Raw genomic sequence first — 15,707 nt, forward strand, 5'->3', positions numbered from 1 at the left:
GGATCGGTGTTCAGGTGTTCCATATTCTGGGTGGGACGGCTTCGCGACCGAGTAACGCCGGGCGAAGCAATCGCCACAAATCTATCAGCCAGCCTCGCGCCAACAGCGCTTCGCTGGCCAGGCACCGGGCGACCAACAGCCCCGGCAATTGCGTCAGATCCCCGCGCACGGCATGGGGCAACGAGCGACAGCGTTCCAGCAAGTCATTATCGATTTCCCCGGTCACCAGCAAGGTGGCAAACACCGGTTGCCCATCCAGCCCAATCGGCGAGTCGAGCAAACCGTCAGCCCCGACAATGCGCTGGCGTTCGTGCCAGAGCAACTGGCCATCGCGGTGGATATCCAGTTGCGCCTGAAAATACCCCAGGTCAAAGCGCTCGCCACTGGCCGGTCGGCCCAGGGCCACGACGTCCCAATAGAACAAGCGGGCATCGCCTTCAAGGTCGATAGCGGTGCTGAGTTCGGCCTGCGCCGCACTGAAAATGATCGTCTCCTGGGGCAGCCATTCCAGTGTCGCACCGGTCGCCACCTGCAATTTCAATTGCTGATAAGCGGGGCCGGCGGCGCGATACCACTTGGCGGCGCCGGGGCTGGTGATCTGCGCCCAGGCGTCGGTGCCGACGCTGGCCGATATGTTCAGCCGATCACCGCCGGCAATCCCGCCTGGCGGGTGGACGATGATGTGCTGGCAGACCTCAGGCCCTTCGGCATACAGGTGCTTTTGCACCCGCAGCGGACCTTTGTGCCGACGCTGGACCGGGCGAGTGGTGTTGTCGAATCGGGCGTAGCCCAGTTCCAGTTCGGCATGCCAACTGGGGGTAAACAAAACGCCGGATGCAGGAAGAGTCATGTTCAGTGCTTATCGAGGGGGGCCTCAGGAGGGTTGCAAAGGCTGTGCCGCGGGGAATCACCGACAGCGGGGGACCAGGCGCCACCGACGCGCACCAGTTGAGGGCGCGACGTGGACGGCGGTGCGACAAATTGGTGCCTGGAGCTCGCCGAGGAGAAAGACTCAGATCGTGACCAGCCCGCGCACCCCCTCGGCTTCCATGTTCTCGCCGCGCCCCTGTTGCACGATTTCGCCCCGTGACATCACCAGGTACTGATCAGCCAGTTCGGCAGCGAAATCGTAGAACTGTTCCACCAGCAGAATCGCCATGTCACCACGGGCGGCGAGTTTTTTGATGACCGCGCCGATCTCCTTGATCACCGAGGGCTGGATGCCTTCTGTGGGCTCGTCGAGGATCAGCAGGCGAGGGCGGCTGGCCAGTGCGCGACCGATCGCCAGCTGCTGTTGCTGACCGCCGGACAAGTCACCCCCTCGGCGTTGCTTCATTTGCAGCAGCACCGGGAACAGCTCGTAGATGAACGCCGGGACTTCTTTCGCCTCGCTGCCGGGAAAGCGCGAGAGGCCCATCAGCAGGTTTTCTTCCACGGTCAGGCGGCCGAAAATTTCCCGGCCTTGGGGCACATAGGCGATGCCGGCGTGCACGCGCTGGTGTGGCTTGAAAGCGGTGATGGCTTTGCCTTCCCAATTGACCGCGCCTTCCTTGGCTGGCAGCAGCCCCATCAGGCATTTGAGCAAGGTGGTCTTGCCCACGCCGTTACGCCCGAGCAGGCAGGTGACTTCACCGACCTTCACATCGAACGTCAGGCCGCGCAGGATGTGGCTTCCGCCGTAGTATTGGTGCAGTTTTTCGACTTGCAGCATGTTCAAATTCCCTCTGTTGCACACAGGTTTGTATTTGCAGGACTATCGACCGAGGTAAACCTCGATGACGCGCTCGTTGTCCTGCACCTGCTCCAGCGAGCCTTCGGCCAATACGCTGCCCTGGTGCAACACGGTGACGTGGTCGGCAATCGAGCCGACGAAGCCCATGTCGTGTTCCACCACCATCAGCGAATGTTTGCCGGCCAGGCTTTTGAACAGCTCGGCGGTGAATTCGGTTTCGGCATCGGTCATGCCCGCCACCGGTTCGTCGAGCAGCAGCAGTTGCGGGTCCTGCATCAGTAACATGCCGATTTCCAGAAACTGCTTTTGCCCGTGGGACAGCAAGCCGGCGGGGCGATTGACCGAGGCGGTCAGGCGAATGGTGTCGAGCACTTCGGCGATGCGATCCTTCTGCTCGCCATTGAGCCGCGCCCGCAGGCTGGCCCACACCGACTTGTCGGTTTTCTGCGCCAGCTCAAGGTTTTCAAACACGCTCAGCGCTTCGAACACCGTCGGCTTCTGAAACTTGCGACCAATACCGGCCTGGGCGATCTGCACTTCGCTCATCTGCGTCAGGTCCAGGGTTTCGCCGAACCAGGCCTTGCCGTGACTGGGCCGGGTCTTACCGGTGATCACGTCCATCAGCGTGGTCTTGCCCGCGCCGTTGGGACCGATGATGCAGCGCAGTTCGCCGACGCCGATGTACAGGTTCAGATTGTTCAGGGCCTTGAAGCCGTCGAAGCTGACGCTGATGTCTTCCAGGGTCAGGATCGTGCCGTGACGGGTGTTGAGGCCCTTGCCGGCGCGCTGGCCAAGACCGATCGTGTCGCGGCTGGTGCCAGCGTCCTTGTTGGGCTCCACGGGGAAAAACGCCGGTTCGAGCATGAATTCAGCCGTCGCAGTGGTTCTCATTGTTCACCTCTTTTCTTCAGCAAGCCGATCACACCCTTGGGCAGGTACAAGGTCACGACGATGAACAGCGCGCCTAGGAAGAACAGCCAATACTCGGGGAACGCCACGGTGAACCAGCTCTTCATGCCGTTGACCACACCGGCGCCGAGCAATGGGCCGATCAGTGTGCCGCGACCGCCCAGCGCCACCCAGACTGCCGCTTCGATGGAGTTGGTCGGCGACATTTCGCTCGGGTTGATGATGCCGACTTGCGGCACGTACAACGCACCGGCCAAGCCGCATAGCACTGCGCTCAACACCCACACAAACAGCTTGAAACCGCGCGGATCGTAGCCGCAGAACATCAAGCGGTTTTCCGCATCGCGCAGTGCGGTCAGCACCCGGCCAAACTTGCTTTGCGCCAGACGCCAGCCGATAAACAGACTCGCCACCAGCAACAGCACCGTGGCGAAAAACAGCACCGCGCGGGTGCCCGGTTCGGTAATGCCGAAGCCGAGAATCGTGCGGAAATTGGTAAAGCCGTTGTTGCCGCCGAAGCCGGTTTCGTTGCGGAAAAACAGGAGCATGCCGGCGAAGGTCAGGGCCTGGGTCATGATCGAGAAATACACGCCTTTGATCCGCGAACGGAAGGCGAAGAAGCCGAACACCAACGCCAGCAACCCCGGCGCCAATACCACCAGACACAAGGTCCAGAGGAAGCTGCTGGTGCCGGTCCAGAACCACGGCAGCTCGGTCCACGACAGGAACGTCATGAATGCCGGCAAACCATCGCCCGCGGCCTGGCGCATCAGGTACATGCCCATCGCATAACCACCGAGGGCGAAGAACAGACCATGACCGAGGGACAGTAGCCCGGCATAACCCCAGACCAGATCCAGCGCCAGGGCAACGATGGCGTAGCAAAGAATCTTGCCCACCAGCGTCAGGGTGTAGGCGGACACATGCAGTGTGCTGTCCGCCGGTAACAGTGACAGCAGCGGCAGCGCCAACAGCAGGACAAGGATCACGGCACCGATAGCCATTGAAACTTTCGGGCCGGCTTTCTGTGTAGCGGTAACGAGCAGGGGCTGGTTCATCAGTCGATCACCCGTCCTTTGAGCGCGAAGAGGCCTTGCGGACGTTTCTGGATGAACAGAATGATCAGCGCGAGGATGAGGATCTTGCCGAGCACGGCACCGATTTGCGGCTCGAGAATCTTGTTGGCGATCCCGAGGCCGAACGCGGCGAACACGCTACCGGCCAGTTGCCCGACACCGCCGAGCACCACCACCAGGAACGAGTCGATGATGTAGCTCTGGCCGAGGTCCGGGCCGACGTTGCCGATCTGGCTCAAGGCCACGCCGCCAAGGCCGGCGATGCCCGAGCCAAGGCCAAAGGCGAGCATGTCCACGCGTCCGGTGGGTACGCCGCAGCAGGCAGCCATGTTGCGGTTCTGGGTGACGGCGCGCACGTTCAGGCCCAGGCGCGTTTTGTTCAGCAGCAGCCAGGTCAGCACCACCACAAACAAGGCGAAGGCGATGATGACGATGCGGTTGTACGGCAGCACCAGATTGGGCAGCACTTGAATCCCGCCCGATAACCACGCGGGGTTGGCCACTTCGACGTTCTGTGCGCCGAACACCAGTCGCACCAGTTGAATCAGCATCAGGCTGATGCCCCAGGTGGCAAGCAGGGTTTCCAGCGGACGGCCATAGAGGTGGCGAATCACCGTGCGCTCCAGCGCCATGCCGATGGCGGCGGTGACAAAAAATGCCACTGGCAGTGCGATCAGTGGATAGAACTCAATGGCCTGCGGCGCGTAGCGCTGAAACATCAACTGCACGACATAGGTCGAGTAGGCACCGAGCATCAGCATCTCGCCGTGGGCCATGTTGATCACGCCGAGCAGGCCGAAAGTGATCGCCAGGCCCAGTGCCGCGAGCAGCAGAATCGAACCCAGGGACATGCCGCTGAAGGCCTGGCCCAAGAGCTCGCCGACCAGCAGTTTGCGTTTGACTTGTGCGAGGCTGGTTTCGGCCGCAGTCCGTACAGCGGCATCGGCTTCGACACCAGGATCGAGCAAGCCTTCGAGACGGGTGCGGGCCAGCGGATCGCCGGTTTCACCGAGCAGGCGAACGGCAGCGAGGCGCACGGCCGGGGCGCTGTCGACCAATTGCAGGTTGGCCAGGGCAAGGCTCAGGGCGCTGTGGACGCCTTCGTCCTTTTCGCCCGCCAGTTGCTGGTCGAGAAATTTCAACTGTGCCGGTTTGGCACTTTTCTGTAGTTGCTGTGCAGCGGCCAGACGCAGCTTGGCATCGGCGGCGAGCAGTTGGTGGCTGGCGAGGGCGGTGTCGATCAAACCCCGCAAGCGGTTGTTCAGGCGCAAGGTTTTCGGCTGGCCGTCGACGGTCAATTCGCCTTGTTGCAGGGCGTTGATCAGTTCGACGCGGGCCGGATCGGGCTGCGCGGCCCAGGCTTCCAGCAGCTTGGCTTGCTGCACGGGATTGGCGGCGACGAAGTCTTCGGCGTCGCCGGCGTGAGAGGCCATTGGCAACAAGAGTGCGATAGCCAGAAAAAGTCGGTAAAGGGCAGTTGGCATAGAGAGTCGCCTTGACACGGACATTGTGGGAGCGAGCCTGCTCGCGAATGCGGTGTATCCGTCACATAAGTGCTGGATGTGCCGCCGTCTTCGCGAGCAGGCTCGCTCCCACAGGGAATTGTGTCGGACCGGGTCACTGCTTCAGGTCCGACATCCTGTAGCTTTAGTTGCTCTTCATCGCGTAGTCCGGCTTCTTGTCGTTACCCGGGATGAACGGGCTCCATGGCTGAGCGCGGATCGGGCCTTCGGTCTGCCATACCACGTTGAACTGACCGTCCGCCTGGATCTCGCCGATCATCACTGGCTTGTGCAGGTGGTGGTTGGTCTTGTCCATGGTCAGGGTGTAGCCGGACGGCGCGGCAAAGGTCTGGCCGCCGAGGGCTTCACGGACTTTGTCGACGTCGGTGGACTTGGCTTTTTCAGCGGCCTGCGCCCACATGTGGATGCCGACGTAAGTGGCTTCCATCGGGTCGTTGGTCACCGCTTTGTCGGCGCCCGGCAAGTTGTGTTTCTTCGCGTAGGCTTTCCAGTCAGCGACGAATTTTTTGTTCGCCGGGTTTTCAACCGATTCGAAGTAGTTCCACGCCGCGAGGTTGCCCACCAGCGGTTTGGTGTCGATCCCGCGCAGTTCTTCTTCGCCCACCGAGAACGCCACGACCGGCACGTCGGTCGCCTTCAGGCCCTGGTTGGCCAGTTCTTTATAGAACGGCACGTTGGAGTCGCCGTTGACGGTGGAGATGACCGCCGTCTTGCCGCCGGCCGAGAATTTCTTGATGTTGGCGACGATGGTTTGATAGTCGCTGTGGCCGAACGGGGTGTAGACCTCTTCGATGTCCTTGTCGGCCACGCCTTTGGAGTGCAGGAACGAACGCAGGATCTTGTTGGTGGTGCGCGGGTAGACGTAGTCGGTGCCGAGCAGGAAGTAGCGCTTGGCGCTGCCGCCTTCTTCGCTCATCAGGTATTCAACGGCCGGGATCGCTTGCTGGTTCGGCGCGGCGCCGGTATAGAACACGTTCGGCGACATCTCTTCGCCTTCGTATTGCACCGGATAGAACAGCAGGCCATTGAGCTCTTCGAACACCGGCAATACCGATTTACGCGAGACGGACGTCCAGCAACCGAATACCACGGCGACCTTGTCCTGGGTCAGCAGCTGGCGGCCCTTTTCGGCGAACAACGGCCAGTTGGACGCCGGGTCGACGACCACCGGTTCCAGCATCTTGCCGTTCACGCCGCCCTTGGCGTTGATCTCGTCGATGGTCATCAACGCCATGTCCTTGAGCGACGTTTCGGAGATCGCCATGGTGCCGGACAACGAATGCAGAATACCGACCTTGATGGTCTCGGCGGCCTGGACAGTCCAGGTCATGCCCATTGCGGCAATCGATGCCGAGAGTGTGAAAGCCTTGATCAAACTGCGACGCTTCATTGTGCGATCTCCATGAACTTATGAATTTTCTTGGTGGCAGATGCGGACTACTGAAGCTGTGTTTTGCAAGGGCTGTGCCCGGTCGGGCAAAGGCAGGTAAATGTCGTTTTAGAGCGGTTGCGCGGTTTGACGGCGCACCATGAGGGGACGGCTTGCGTGCACTGGTGCGCCGCGATGCGCCACATTGGGGCGAGTCAGCGGCGGCGCATCAGGCCGATGAAGAACAGGCCGCCGATCGCGGCGGTGGCGACGCCGATGGGCAGGTCTTCCGGGGCGATCAGGGTCCGTGCGGCCACGTCGACCCACACCAGAAACACACTGCCGAGCAACACGCACACCGGCAGCAATCGACGGTGCTCCGCGCCGACCAGTCGCCGCGCAATGTGCGGCACCATCAACCCGACAAACCCGATCGAACCGCTGATCGACACCAGGACCCCGGTCATCAGCGAGGCAATCACAAACACCCGCAACCGCACCGATCGCGCATTCAATCCCAAGGTCACCGCAGTCTGTTCGCCCGCCATCAAAGCATTGAGCGGTCGCGCCATGCCGAGCAGCAGCACTAACCCGAGCAACACACTGGCGGCCGGCACCGCGAGCAGTTCCCAGCGCGCCAGCCCGAGCCCGCCGAGCATCCAGAACATCACCGCCGAGCTGGCGCGATGGTCGCCCATGAACAGCAGCAAGTTGGCCACCGCCATCATCACGAACGACACCGCCACGCCACACAGCAGCAGGCGATCACTGTCCAGGCGGCCATGGCGGCTGGCGATCATCAGCACCACCAGCATGCTCAACAATGCTCCGATGAACGCGGCAATCGGCAGCGTCAGCAAGCCAACGATTTCACCGACATGCAACACCACGATTACCGCGCCCAACGTTGCGCCGGAGGTGACACCGAGCAAGTGCGGATCGGCCAGCGGATTGCGTGTGACGGCTTGCAGCACCGCACCGATCAACGCCAGGCCAGCGCCGACCAGTGCTCCGAGCAACATGCGCGGCACGCGGATCAGCCAGACGATATGCTGCTGCCCGGCGCTCCAGTCCGGCACACCGAAGCCAAACAGTTTGTGCAGCAGAATCCGCCACACCACGTCAACCGGCACCCGCGCCGGGCCGAAGCCCAGCGACACTACGCACGAGACCAGCAACAGTGCACCGAGGGCAATCAGCAACAGGGCGTAGCGACGATTGATCATGCGCCGTGGAAGCCCTTGGCCAGGGTTTCGACCGCCAGCACGTTATCGATCCCCGGCGTGGCCTGCACGTAGGGGATGACGATGAAACGCTGGTGCTTGATCGCGTCCACCGATTGCAGCGCCTTGTTGCTGCGCAGGAATTCAATTTTCTGTTCGGCTGTGACTTCGCCGTAGTCGACGATCACGATCACCTGCGGGTTGCGCTCGACCACGTTCTCCCAGTTGACCCGGGTCCAGCTCGCCTCGACATCGTCAAGAATGTTGCGCCCGCCCGCGGCGTCGATCAGCGCTTGCGGCATGCCCAGGCGACCGGACGTCATAGCCCGGTCTTCACCGCTGTCATACAGGAACACCCGGGGTTTATCGGCCGGCAGGTCCTGGCGAACCTTGGCGACTTGCGCCTGCATCTGACGGATCACGGCATTCGCGCGATCCTGCACGTCGAAGATTTTGCCCAGGTTACGCAGGTCGTTGTAGGTGTCTTCAAGGCTGGCCGGTGGGCGCTTCATTACAAAGGCGCAGGACTCGGTCAGCTCGTAGACATTGATGCCCAGCGGTTGCAGGGTTTGTGGCGTGAGGTCGCCGCCCACGCGCATGCCGTAATCCCAACCGGCGAAGAAGAAGTCGACATTGGCGTTGAGCAGGGTTTCCACCGAGGGGTATTTGGCCGCCAGTTCCGGCAAGCCATCGAGGATGCTCTGCATCTGCGGCGTCACCGCTTTCCAGCCACTGACGCCGCTGTAGCCGACCATCTGCGGCTTGAGGCCGAGGGCGAGCATCATTTGCGTCATGTTGATGTCGTGACTGACCGCGTGTTTCGGCGCCTGCTGGAAGGTCACTTCGCGGTTGCAGCTCTGGATCGTCAACGGGTAGTGCGTCGCCTCGGCAAATGCCTGGGCGCTGCCCAGCAACAGAATGAGGAAAAGACTGGAGCGCAGCAAATTCATGGTTGGGTTATCCAGGTTATTCGAGGGTAGCCGTGCAAGGGGTGCTCATCGATCAGCGCGTCGACGCCGAAGACGTTGCGCAGCAACGAGGCATTGAGGACTTCTTTCGGTGAGCCGCTGGCTACGATGCGGCCGTGATTGATCACGTACAGCCGGTCACAGAATGCGGCGGCCAGATTCAGGTCATGGATGCTCGCGAGGGTGCCGATCTTCAAACGCTTGACCAACTGTAACAACTCCAGCTGATAGCGCGGGTCGAGGTGATTGGTTGGCTCGTCAAGGATCAACAATTGTGGTTGCTGGGCCAGCGCGCGGGCCAGGATCACCCGCTGTTTTTCGCCCCCGGAAAGGGTGGTGAACGCATGGTTTTCGAAGCCGTTGAGACCGACGGATTCCAGGGCCTGGCAGGCGAGGTTTCGATCCTCGACCGTGTCGGCATCGAACAGGCCTTTGTGCGGCGTACGGCCCATGGCGACCACTTCTTCGACGGTCAGGCCGAAGGCATCGGGAAACTCCTGAAGCACCACGGCGATGCGTTGCGCGCACCAGCGTGAGGATTGCTGCCAGACGTTCTGATGGTCGAGCCGGACCTCGCCGCTTTCCGGCTTGCTGAAACGCCAGGCACAACGCAACAGGCTGGTCTTGCCGCTGCCGTTGGGGCCGATCAACCCGACAAACTCGCCGGCGGCCACGTGCAGCGAGGCATCACGCAGCTGGAACTGGTGATGACAGTGGCCGTGACCGAGGGGTGTCCAGGCGAGGTTTGTGAGGTTCAGCGAGGTCATGCAATGGCTCTGAAGGTGAAACTAATGGCGCCATCGCTGGCAAGCCAGCGCCTACAGGGGACGTGCACTTCCTGTAGGCGCTGGCTTGCCAGCGATGGCGCCCGAAAAGGGTGATGCGCGGGGGAAGTCTACATGGCTGATCCTCCCGCGCATCTCAGCTGCTTCAAGATGAAGATGAAGCCGACTCAGTTTGTCGGGTGAAGCGCGACAGCACCAGTCGGTCGAGCAGCCAAACCACCACCAGCGAAGCCCCCACCAACGGGAATGCGACCGCCAGTGCGAACATGATGACCATCGCGGTTTTCCACTTCGGCAGGTCGTGGCGCAGCGGCGGTACGCCGAGCTTGCCTTGCGGGCGTCGCTTCCACCAAATCACCACGCCGCTGACGGCGCTGAGCAGGATCATCAGGCAGATCAGCAGCACGATGATCTGGTTGACCACACCGAACATCTTGCCCTCGTGCAGCATCACGCCGATTTCCGTGGCGCGGGCGACGGCGCCGTATTGCTCGTAGCGCACGTCGGCAAGGACCTTGCCGGTGTACTGGTCGACGTGGAGGGTGGCGTCGTTGCGTGGGTCGTCGGCGAACACGGCGATGGTAAAGACGCCGGTGGCGGTGGTCGGGAAGGTGATGCTGTAACCCGGTTCGACCTTGCTCCGGGTGGCGATGTTTTGCACGTCTTGCAGGCTGATGGTCGGCGCGGCCGGGCCGGCGTCCGCACCGCCGTGGGCCATGTGTTCGGCGTGATCACCGGACATCGGCATCGGTGTGTTTTCCATCGCCCAAGGCACGGTCTGGCGGGTGGCGCTGTTGAGGCTGCGGGCCTCGACGTCGGACGTCGGCACGTTGTCCCACATCGCCGCCGGGAAGACGTTCCATACGGCCGCGTATTGTTTGCCCCAGAACCCGGTCCAGGTCATGCCGCTGAGCAACATCAGCAGCAACAGGGCGGCGCCCCAGAATCCGGTGACGGCATGCAAATCACGCCAAAGCACCCGCCCGCGACTGCTCAGGCGTGGCCACAAGATGCCGGCCGCCTGGCCACGCGGCCACCACAGGAACACCCCGGAAACCACCAGTACCACGCCCCACCCGGCAGCCAGTTCCACCAGCCGGTCACCGACAGTGCCGATCATCAATTCGCCGTGAATTGCCCGGGCGATGGCTTGCAGGTTCTTCTTCGCGTCCTGATCACCAAGGATGTCGCCGTGGTATGGATCGACGAACACGTTCAGCTCGGTGCCGTCATTGATCACGACAAACTGGGCGCTGCGTTCGGCGCTGACCGGTGGCAGGTACTGCGTGATCGTGGCTTGTGGATACGCGTCTTTCACGCGCTTGAGCAAGTCATCGGCCGGAATCGTGTGATGGCCGGCCGGGACGTTGAGCAGGCTGCTGTACATCAATGAGTCGAGCTGCGGCTTGAACAGGTAAATGGTGCCGGTCAGGGCCAGCATCACCATGAAAGGCGCAACGAACAATCCGGCATAGAAATGCCAGCGCCACGCCAGGTTGTAGAAATTCACTTTGGGCTGTTTCATCACGTGTGCTCCGCATTGGCTGGATCTTTTAGTTGTCTGTTTTGCGGTTGCTGTGCAACCGATCGCGAGCAGGCTCGCTCCTGCAGGGGAGCGAGCCTGCTCGCGAAGCTTTTAGAAACTCATGTCCACCTTGGTCCAGAGCGTGCGCCCCGGTTCCTTGATGGCTTGCGGGTCATTGGCCGGGTAGCCGAAACCGGCGTTGCCGGCCAGGTTCAAGTGTTCGGCGTAAGCCTTGCCGAACAAGTTGTCGACGCCGCTGCTGACCTTCCAGTGCTGGTTGATCCGATAGGCGCCGTTGAGGGAGAACACGCCGAAGCCCGGCGTCTTGTCGAAGTCCTTGCCGACCACGTTGCCCTTGTTCTGGTCGATACGGTTTTGCGCGGCGACCACTCTCCACAGTGCGCCGGCGCTCCAGTTATCTTCGCTGTAGGTCAGGCCGAAACGTGCATCCAGCGGTGGCATTTGCGGCAATGCACTGCCATCGCTGCTGTTCTTGCCCCAGGCGTAGGCCAGGGTCGCATCGGCTTTCCAGTGGTCGGTAAAGTTGTAGGCGGCGCCCAGTTCGCCACCCATGACTCGCGCGTCGATGTTCTCGGCTTGCGAGGTCATGCCCATCATGCCAGGCGTGTAGTTGAACAGGATGTAGTCGCGGACCTGGCCGACGTAGCCCGAGGCCCAGGCTTCCAGGTCTTCGGTCTTGTATTGCAAGCCGAAGTCGAGCTGGGTGGTTTTTTCCGGTTTGATCGAGTCGAAGGCATTCACCGATCCGACAGGGCCGGAGTTGGGCGAAAACAGCTCCCAGTAATCCGGGAACCGCTGGGTGTGCCCGACGCCCGCGTATAACGTGGTCGGGCTCTCGGCCAGGTCGTGTTCGTAGCGGATGAAGCCGCTGGGCAGCGTGTCAGCGCGGGTGTCATCGGCCGTCGGGTTCGGGCGGGTCATCATTCCCGAGCCGGTGGTCTGGCGAAAATCCTTGGCTGAAGCGCGGTCCAGGCGTGCACCGCTGATCAAGCGATCACGCTCGGCGGCGTACCAGGTCAGTTCGCCGAACACCCCGTAGTTATGGAAGTCGGCATCTTTGGTGTAGGGCAGGTCCTTGTAGGTATCGACGCCCATGGCACTGCGCTGACGGTGTTCGTTGGTCTGCGCATCGATGCCGCTGATCAACTGCACATCGGCCCAGCGCCAGGTGCCCTTGATTCGCGCGCCGAGGGTACGGCGGTCGACGCTGGACGCCATAGGCCCGGCCATCATCCCGATGCCGGACGGCGTGCGCAGGGTGTAGTTGTCCATCACATGGTCGGCGTAGTTGTAGTAGACCTGCGCCTCGAGTTTTTCCAGCACATCGCTGATGTTGGATTTCTCGAAGCGCAGGCCCAGGCTTTCGCGCTTGAATTGCGAGCCGTCCATGCCGCGACCGGCGTACCGTGCCTCGCCGTCGCCCTTGCCGGCGGTCAGCTCCAGCAGGGTATCGGCGTCCGGGGTCCAGCCCAGTGCGACGTCGCCGTTCCATTTGTCATAGCGCGAGGCGACGGTGTCGTTGTTGCCGTCCTTGTAATCGTCGGCCTGGGCGGTGTTGCCGATCACCCGCACATAACCCAGTGGCCCGCCTGCGGCGGCGTCCACCACTTTGTCGAAGCGGCCATTGGAACCGGCCAGCACGCTGGCGTTAACCCGTGTGCCGAGTTCGCCGAAGCTTTCTGGCTCGCGGTCGAAGAGGATGGTCCCAGCCGAGGCGCCCGGGCCCCAGAGTACGGTCTGCGGGCCTTTGATGACGGTCAGTTTGTCGTAAGTCTGCGGCGAGATGTACGAGGTGGGTGCGTCCATCCGGCCGGGACAAGCGCCGAGCATCATGCCGCCGTTGGTGAGGATGTTCAGGCGCGAACCGAACATGCCGCGCAGCACTGGATCGCCGTTGGTGCCGCCATTTCGCACCTGGGCAAAACCCGGGATGGTTTTCAGATAGTCCGAGCCATCGCTGGCCGGCACCGGCTGGCGCGGGTCTTTCGGATTGGTGACGATGGTCAGCGGCGAACTGGGAGCAATGGCGGTGATGACCGTCGGGCTCAGTTCTTCAGGGTGACCGGTGTGTCCATCGGCCAGCACCGGAGGTGTCAGCAATGCCCCGCACAGAATGGCGGTGGCGTGCCGGTAACGAATGCTGGATTCGTTTTGGGTAAAAGAGGCTTGGGCAGGGCTCAAGCGTGTGTCAGCAGAAAACCTGGACATGACAATTTCCATCGAACAGTCGTAAACGACACGGCGGACAACCGGTGCAATCCCTGTGGGAGCGGGTTGTCTCGCGAGCCGCGTGAAATCAGCGGTGGCTATTTACGTGACGATGGGCGGGGCGCGGGTGCGGGCGCCGGGGAAGAAGGTTTGCCGGGCATGGCCCAGGCGCGGGGCGGGTATGGCGTACGTGTTGACGGGCGGGATATTGAAGGCGACGAAGGATCCGCCGCCGGTCAATGCCGGGCAATTGAACAGCAGGCTGCAATAGCCGCATTTTTCCCAGATCGCATGGTGACCGGACGCTGGCGGGCAATGTTCGGCGGACGGTTGTGCACCGTGGTCGGCGTGGTCCATCGCCGACATGTCCATGCTCATGTCCATTGACATGCTCATCGACATTGAGGTGCTCTGACCCATCGGCATCGACTGAGAAATCAGTGGACCGATAAAGATCATCAGCATCGCAAACAGGCTGATCCAGCTGCCGCGCGTCAAACTTGATATCTGACGACGGTGTGCGGATGACCTGGCGCTTGGCGGGCGCATGGACGGATTCGGCTCAGTGGGTTACTGAGCGTGAGCGTGCTGTTGCGTGCCTTCGGGCGGCTGCTTCTGGACCGCCACTTCGACCGTCACGTCACCGGACTTCTCGAAATGCAGGGTCATCGGGAAGCGCTTGCCGTCGACGAGCAGGCTACGGTCTTTCAAGTTCAGCAGCATCACGTGGTAGGCCATCGGTGCAAACATGACATTGCCACCGGCAGGGATATCCACACCGGGAACCGGCTGCATTTTCATCAGGTCGTTTTGCATCACATGCTCGTGCAGCTGCGCTTCACCAGAGATCGGTGAGTCGACGCTGAGCAAGCGGTCGGCGGTTTTGCCCGCGTTGTGAATGACGAAATAGGCGGCAACAGTAGGGGCGTTGGGCGGCAGTTCCTGCGACCACGGGTGAGCGATTTCCAGTGCGCCGACTTTGTATTCGTGGGCATTGGCAAAGCAGGCAGGCAGCAGCAACGCGGCCAGAACGATGATTTTGTTCAACATGGCAGTTCTCCAGAGCGATTCAAAACGCAGGTCAATTGCGAGAAGGAATCACACCAGAGGGGAGGCTCGGGGATTGAGGCTTGGCCATTGCTGGCGCGGTGTCGGCATGCTGAGTGCCGAAGGTCGCAGGCTTCGATTGGACTCGAACTGCGCAAAATACAGTTGCGGCTCATGGCCGGGCAACGCCACCAACGGGGCGGAACCTGAGCAGCACCAGCAGTGCTGCATGTTGGAATGATCGTCGTTTTGCGGAGCTTTCTGTTCGATGTCGCCCAAGGTAATCGCCACCAATTTGGTGCCGCTGGACGAGCAGAAGCTGCCCCACAACAATTGTTCGGCCGGCGATTTTGCCGCCTGCGCCATCGCACCGGTCATCGGCATGGCGAGCATGTTGAACAGCACTGCGAGGCAGGCGATCCAGGCAATTGCGAGCCGTTGTCGGGACATGGGACAAAATCCGGTGGGTGGGCGATCAGGCGCGAGCTATTTAGCCTGATCAGGGCCGATAAGTAAAAAGAGTGCGTGCGGTGTGGTGTCGCATCTCATCAGACAACAGTGGCATGCAAACGCAGACCGAGCGCCTTCATAACCTTCATGATAGTCGCGAATTCCGGATTGCCAGTGCTGCTCAGAGCTTTATATAGACTCTCACGTCCCAAGCCGGCATCACGGGCAATTTGTGTCATGCCCTTTGCTCTGGCGATGTCGTTGAGAGCCGCTCGAATCAGGACGCCGTCACCGGCATCTTCTTCAAAACAGGCATCCAGGTAAGCCGCCATTTCTTCCGGAGTCTTGAGAAACTCGGCGGCATCAAAACGGGTGAATTGTTCGGCCATGATCTACTCCTCATTACCGATTTTTTGTGCCATTTGAATGGCACGTTTGATATCTCTTTTTTGAGTCGACTTGTCTCCGCCTACCAGCAGCAGATAAACCCTTTCGCCTTTGCGGGTGAAATAGATCCGATAGCCGGGACCATGATGAACGCGCATTTCATAGACCGTTGCACCAATGGAGTCACAGTCACCAAAGTTTCCATGTTCGGCAGCGCGGAGTCTGGCAATGATGCGAGCCTTGCCAGGGGTGTCCCTCAGTGAGTCGAGCCAATCGGCAAATATTTGGGATCGTTTGAAGTCGATCATGTCTGAATCGTATTCCTCGGGATACAAACTGACAAGCGCCGCTTTTCTCTGGATGAGGCTGGCCACCCACTGTGAATGTCGGACTTGTACTTGCTCGGATTAAAGGAACTTGAATATGGGCTTGAGATATAGAGAGGAACAGCCAGCATTTTCCTGGAATATTGCCAGCAAATTCG

At 61.1% G+C, this 15,707-nt stretch carries 16 protein-coding genes; all 16 read right to left on the reverse strand.

Annotation, left to right across the window (positions count from 1 at the left end; genetic code table 11):
* Positions 1-10: 10 nt before the first annotated feature.
* The 16 genes from BVK86_RS18625 to BVK86_RS18700 all read right to left on the reverse strand — a co-directional run bounded on the left by BVK86_RS18625 (position 11) and on the right by BVK86_RS18700 (position 15,531).
* Positions 11-850 carry an urease accessory protein UreD gene (locus BVK86_RS18625; RefSeq protein WP_075947795.1) on the reverse strand — a complete coding sequence of 280 codons (840 nt, stop codon included), beginning with the start codon at positions 848-850 and terminating at the stop codon, positions 11-13.
* 162 nt (positions 851-1,012) lie between these two features.
* Positions 1,013-1,711, reverse strand: coding sequence for an urea ABC transporter ATP-binding subunit UrtE (gene urtE / locus BVK86_RS18630; RefSeq protein WP_075947796.1), 699 nt, complete (start codon positions 1,709-1,711; stop codon positions 1,013-1,015).
* 42 nt (positions 1,712-1,753) lie between these two features.
* Positions 1,754-2,623 (reverse strand): urea ABC transporter ATP-binding protein UrtD, encoded by an 870-nt coding sequence (gene urtD, locus BVK86_RS18635; protein ID WP_075947797.1) that lies wholly within the window; start codon positions 2,621-2,623, stop codon positions 1,754-1,756.
* Positions 2,620-3,699, reverse strand: coding sequence for an urea ABC transporter permease subunit UrtC (gene urtC / locus BVK86_RS18640; protein ID WP_075947798.1), 1,080 nt, complete (start codon positions 3,697-3,699; stop codon positions 2,620-2,622). Before urtC ends, urtD begins: the two co-directional genes overlap by 4 nt.
* Positions 3,699-5,201: an urea ABC transporter permease subunit UrtB gene (gene urtB, locus BVK86_RS18645; protein ID WP_075947799.1), complete on the reverse strand. Its 1,503-nt coding sequence runs from the start codon at positions 5,199-5,201 to the stop codon at positions 3,699-3,701. The genes urtC and urtB overlap by 1 nt, the downstream gene beginning before the upstream one ends.
* Positions 5,202-5,364: 163 nt before the next feature.
* The gene (gene urtA / locus BVK86_RS18650; protein WP_057712186.1) at positions 5,365-6,630 is read right to left on the reverse strand and encodes an urea ABC transporter substrate-binding protein; all 1,266 of its coding nucleotides are present in this window, start codon (positions 6,628-6,630) and stop codon (positions 5,365-5,367) included.
* Positions 6,631-6,824: 194 nt separating this feature from the next.
* Complete coding sequence (locus tag BVK86_RS18655; RefSeq protein ID WP_075947800.1) at positions 6,825-7,835, reverse strand: FecCD family ABC transporter permease; 1,011 nt, start codon at positions 7,833-7,835, stop codon at positions 6,825-6,827.
* Positions 7,832-8,782: an ABC transporter substrate-binding protein gene (locus BVK86_RS18660; protein WP_075947801.1), complete on the reverse strand. Its 951-nt coding sequence runs from the start codon at positions 8,780-8,782 to the stop codon at positions 7,832-7,834. Before BVK86_RS18660 ends, BVK86_RS18655 begins: the two co-directional genes overlap by 4 nt.
* Complete coding sequence (locus BVK86_RS18665) at positions 8,779-9,567, reverse strand: ABC transporter ATP-binding protein (RefSeq protein WP_075947802.1); 789 nt, start codon at positions 9,565-9,567, stop codon at positions 8,779-8,781. Before BVK86_RS18665 ends, BVK86_RS18660 begins: the two co-directional genes overlap by 4 nt.
* A gap of 163 nt (positions 9,568-9,730) precedes the next feature.
* Complete coding sequence (locus BVK86_RS18670) at positions 9,731-11,110, reverse strand: PepSY-associated TM helix domain-containing protein (protein ID WP_075947803.1); 1,380 nt, start codon at positions 11,108-11,110, stop codon at positions 9,731-9,733.
* A 111-nt stretch (positions 11,111-11,221) separates the two neighbouring features.
* Complete coding sequence (locus BVK86_RS18675) at positions 11,222-13,339, reverse strand: TonB-dependent copper receptor (RefSeq protein ID WP_075947804.1); 2,118 nt, start codon at positions 13,337-13,339, stop codon at positions 11,222-11,224.
* A gap of 102 nt (positions 13,340-13,441) precedes the next feature.
* Positions 13,442-13,888, reverse strand: coding sequence for a DUF2946 domain-containing protein (locus BVK86_RS18680; RefSeq protein ID WP_075947805.1), 447 nt, complete (start codon positions 13,886-13,888; stop codon positions 13,442-13,444).
* A gap of 21 nt (positions 13,889-13,909) precedes the next feature.
* On the reverse strand, positions 13,910-14,389 hold the full coding sequence (locus BVK86_RS18685; protein WP_075947806.1) for a copper chaperone PCu(A)C: 480 nt from the start codon (positions 14,387-14,389) through the stop codon (positions 13,910-13,912).
* A gap of 48 nt (positions 14,390-14,437) precedes the next feature.
* Positions 14,438-14,836, reverse strand: a complete 399-nt coding sequence (locus BVK86_RS18690; protein WP_075947807.1) for a DUF2946 domain-containing protein — start codon at positions 14,834-14,836, stop codon at positions 14,438-14,440.
* Between the two features lie 98 nt (positions 14,837-14,934).
* On the reverse strand, positions 14,935-15,225 hold the full coding sequence (locus BVK86_RS18695) for an addiction module antidote protein (RefSeq protein ID WP_075947808.1): 291 nt from the start codon (positions 15,223-15,225) through the stop codon (positions 14,935-14,937).
* Between the two features lie 3 nt (positions 15,226-15,228).
* Positions 15,229-15,531 (reverse strand): type II toxin-antitoxin system RelE/ParE family toxin, encoded by a 303-nt coding sequence (locus BVK86_RS18700; protein ID WP_075947809.1) that lies wholly within the window; start codon positions 15,529-15,531, stop codon positions 15,229-15,231.
* Positions 15,532-15,707 lie beyond the last annotated feature (176 nt).

This window comes from Pseudomonas reinekei, assembly GCF_001945365.1.
Taxonomy (GTDB): domain Bacteria; phylum Pseudomonadota; class Gammaproteobacteria; order Pseudomonadales; family Pseudomonadaceae; genus Aquipseudomonas; species Aquipseudomonas reinekei.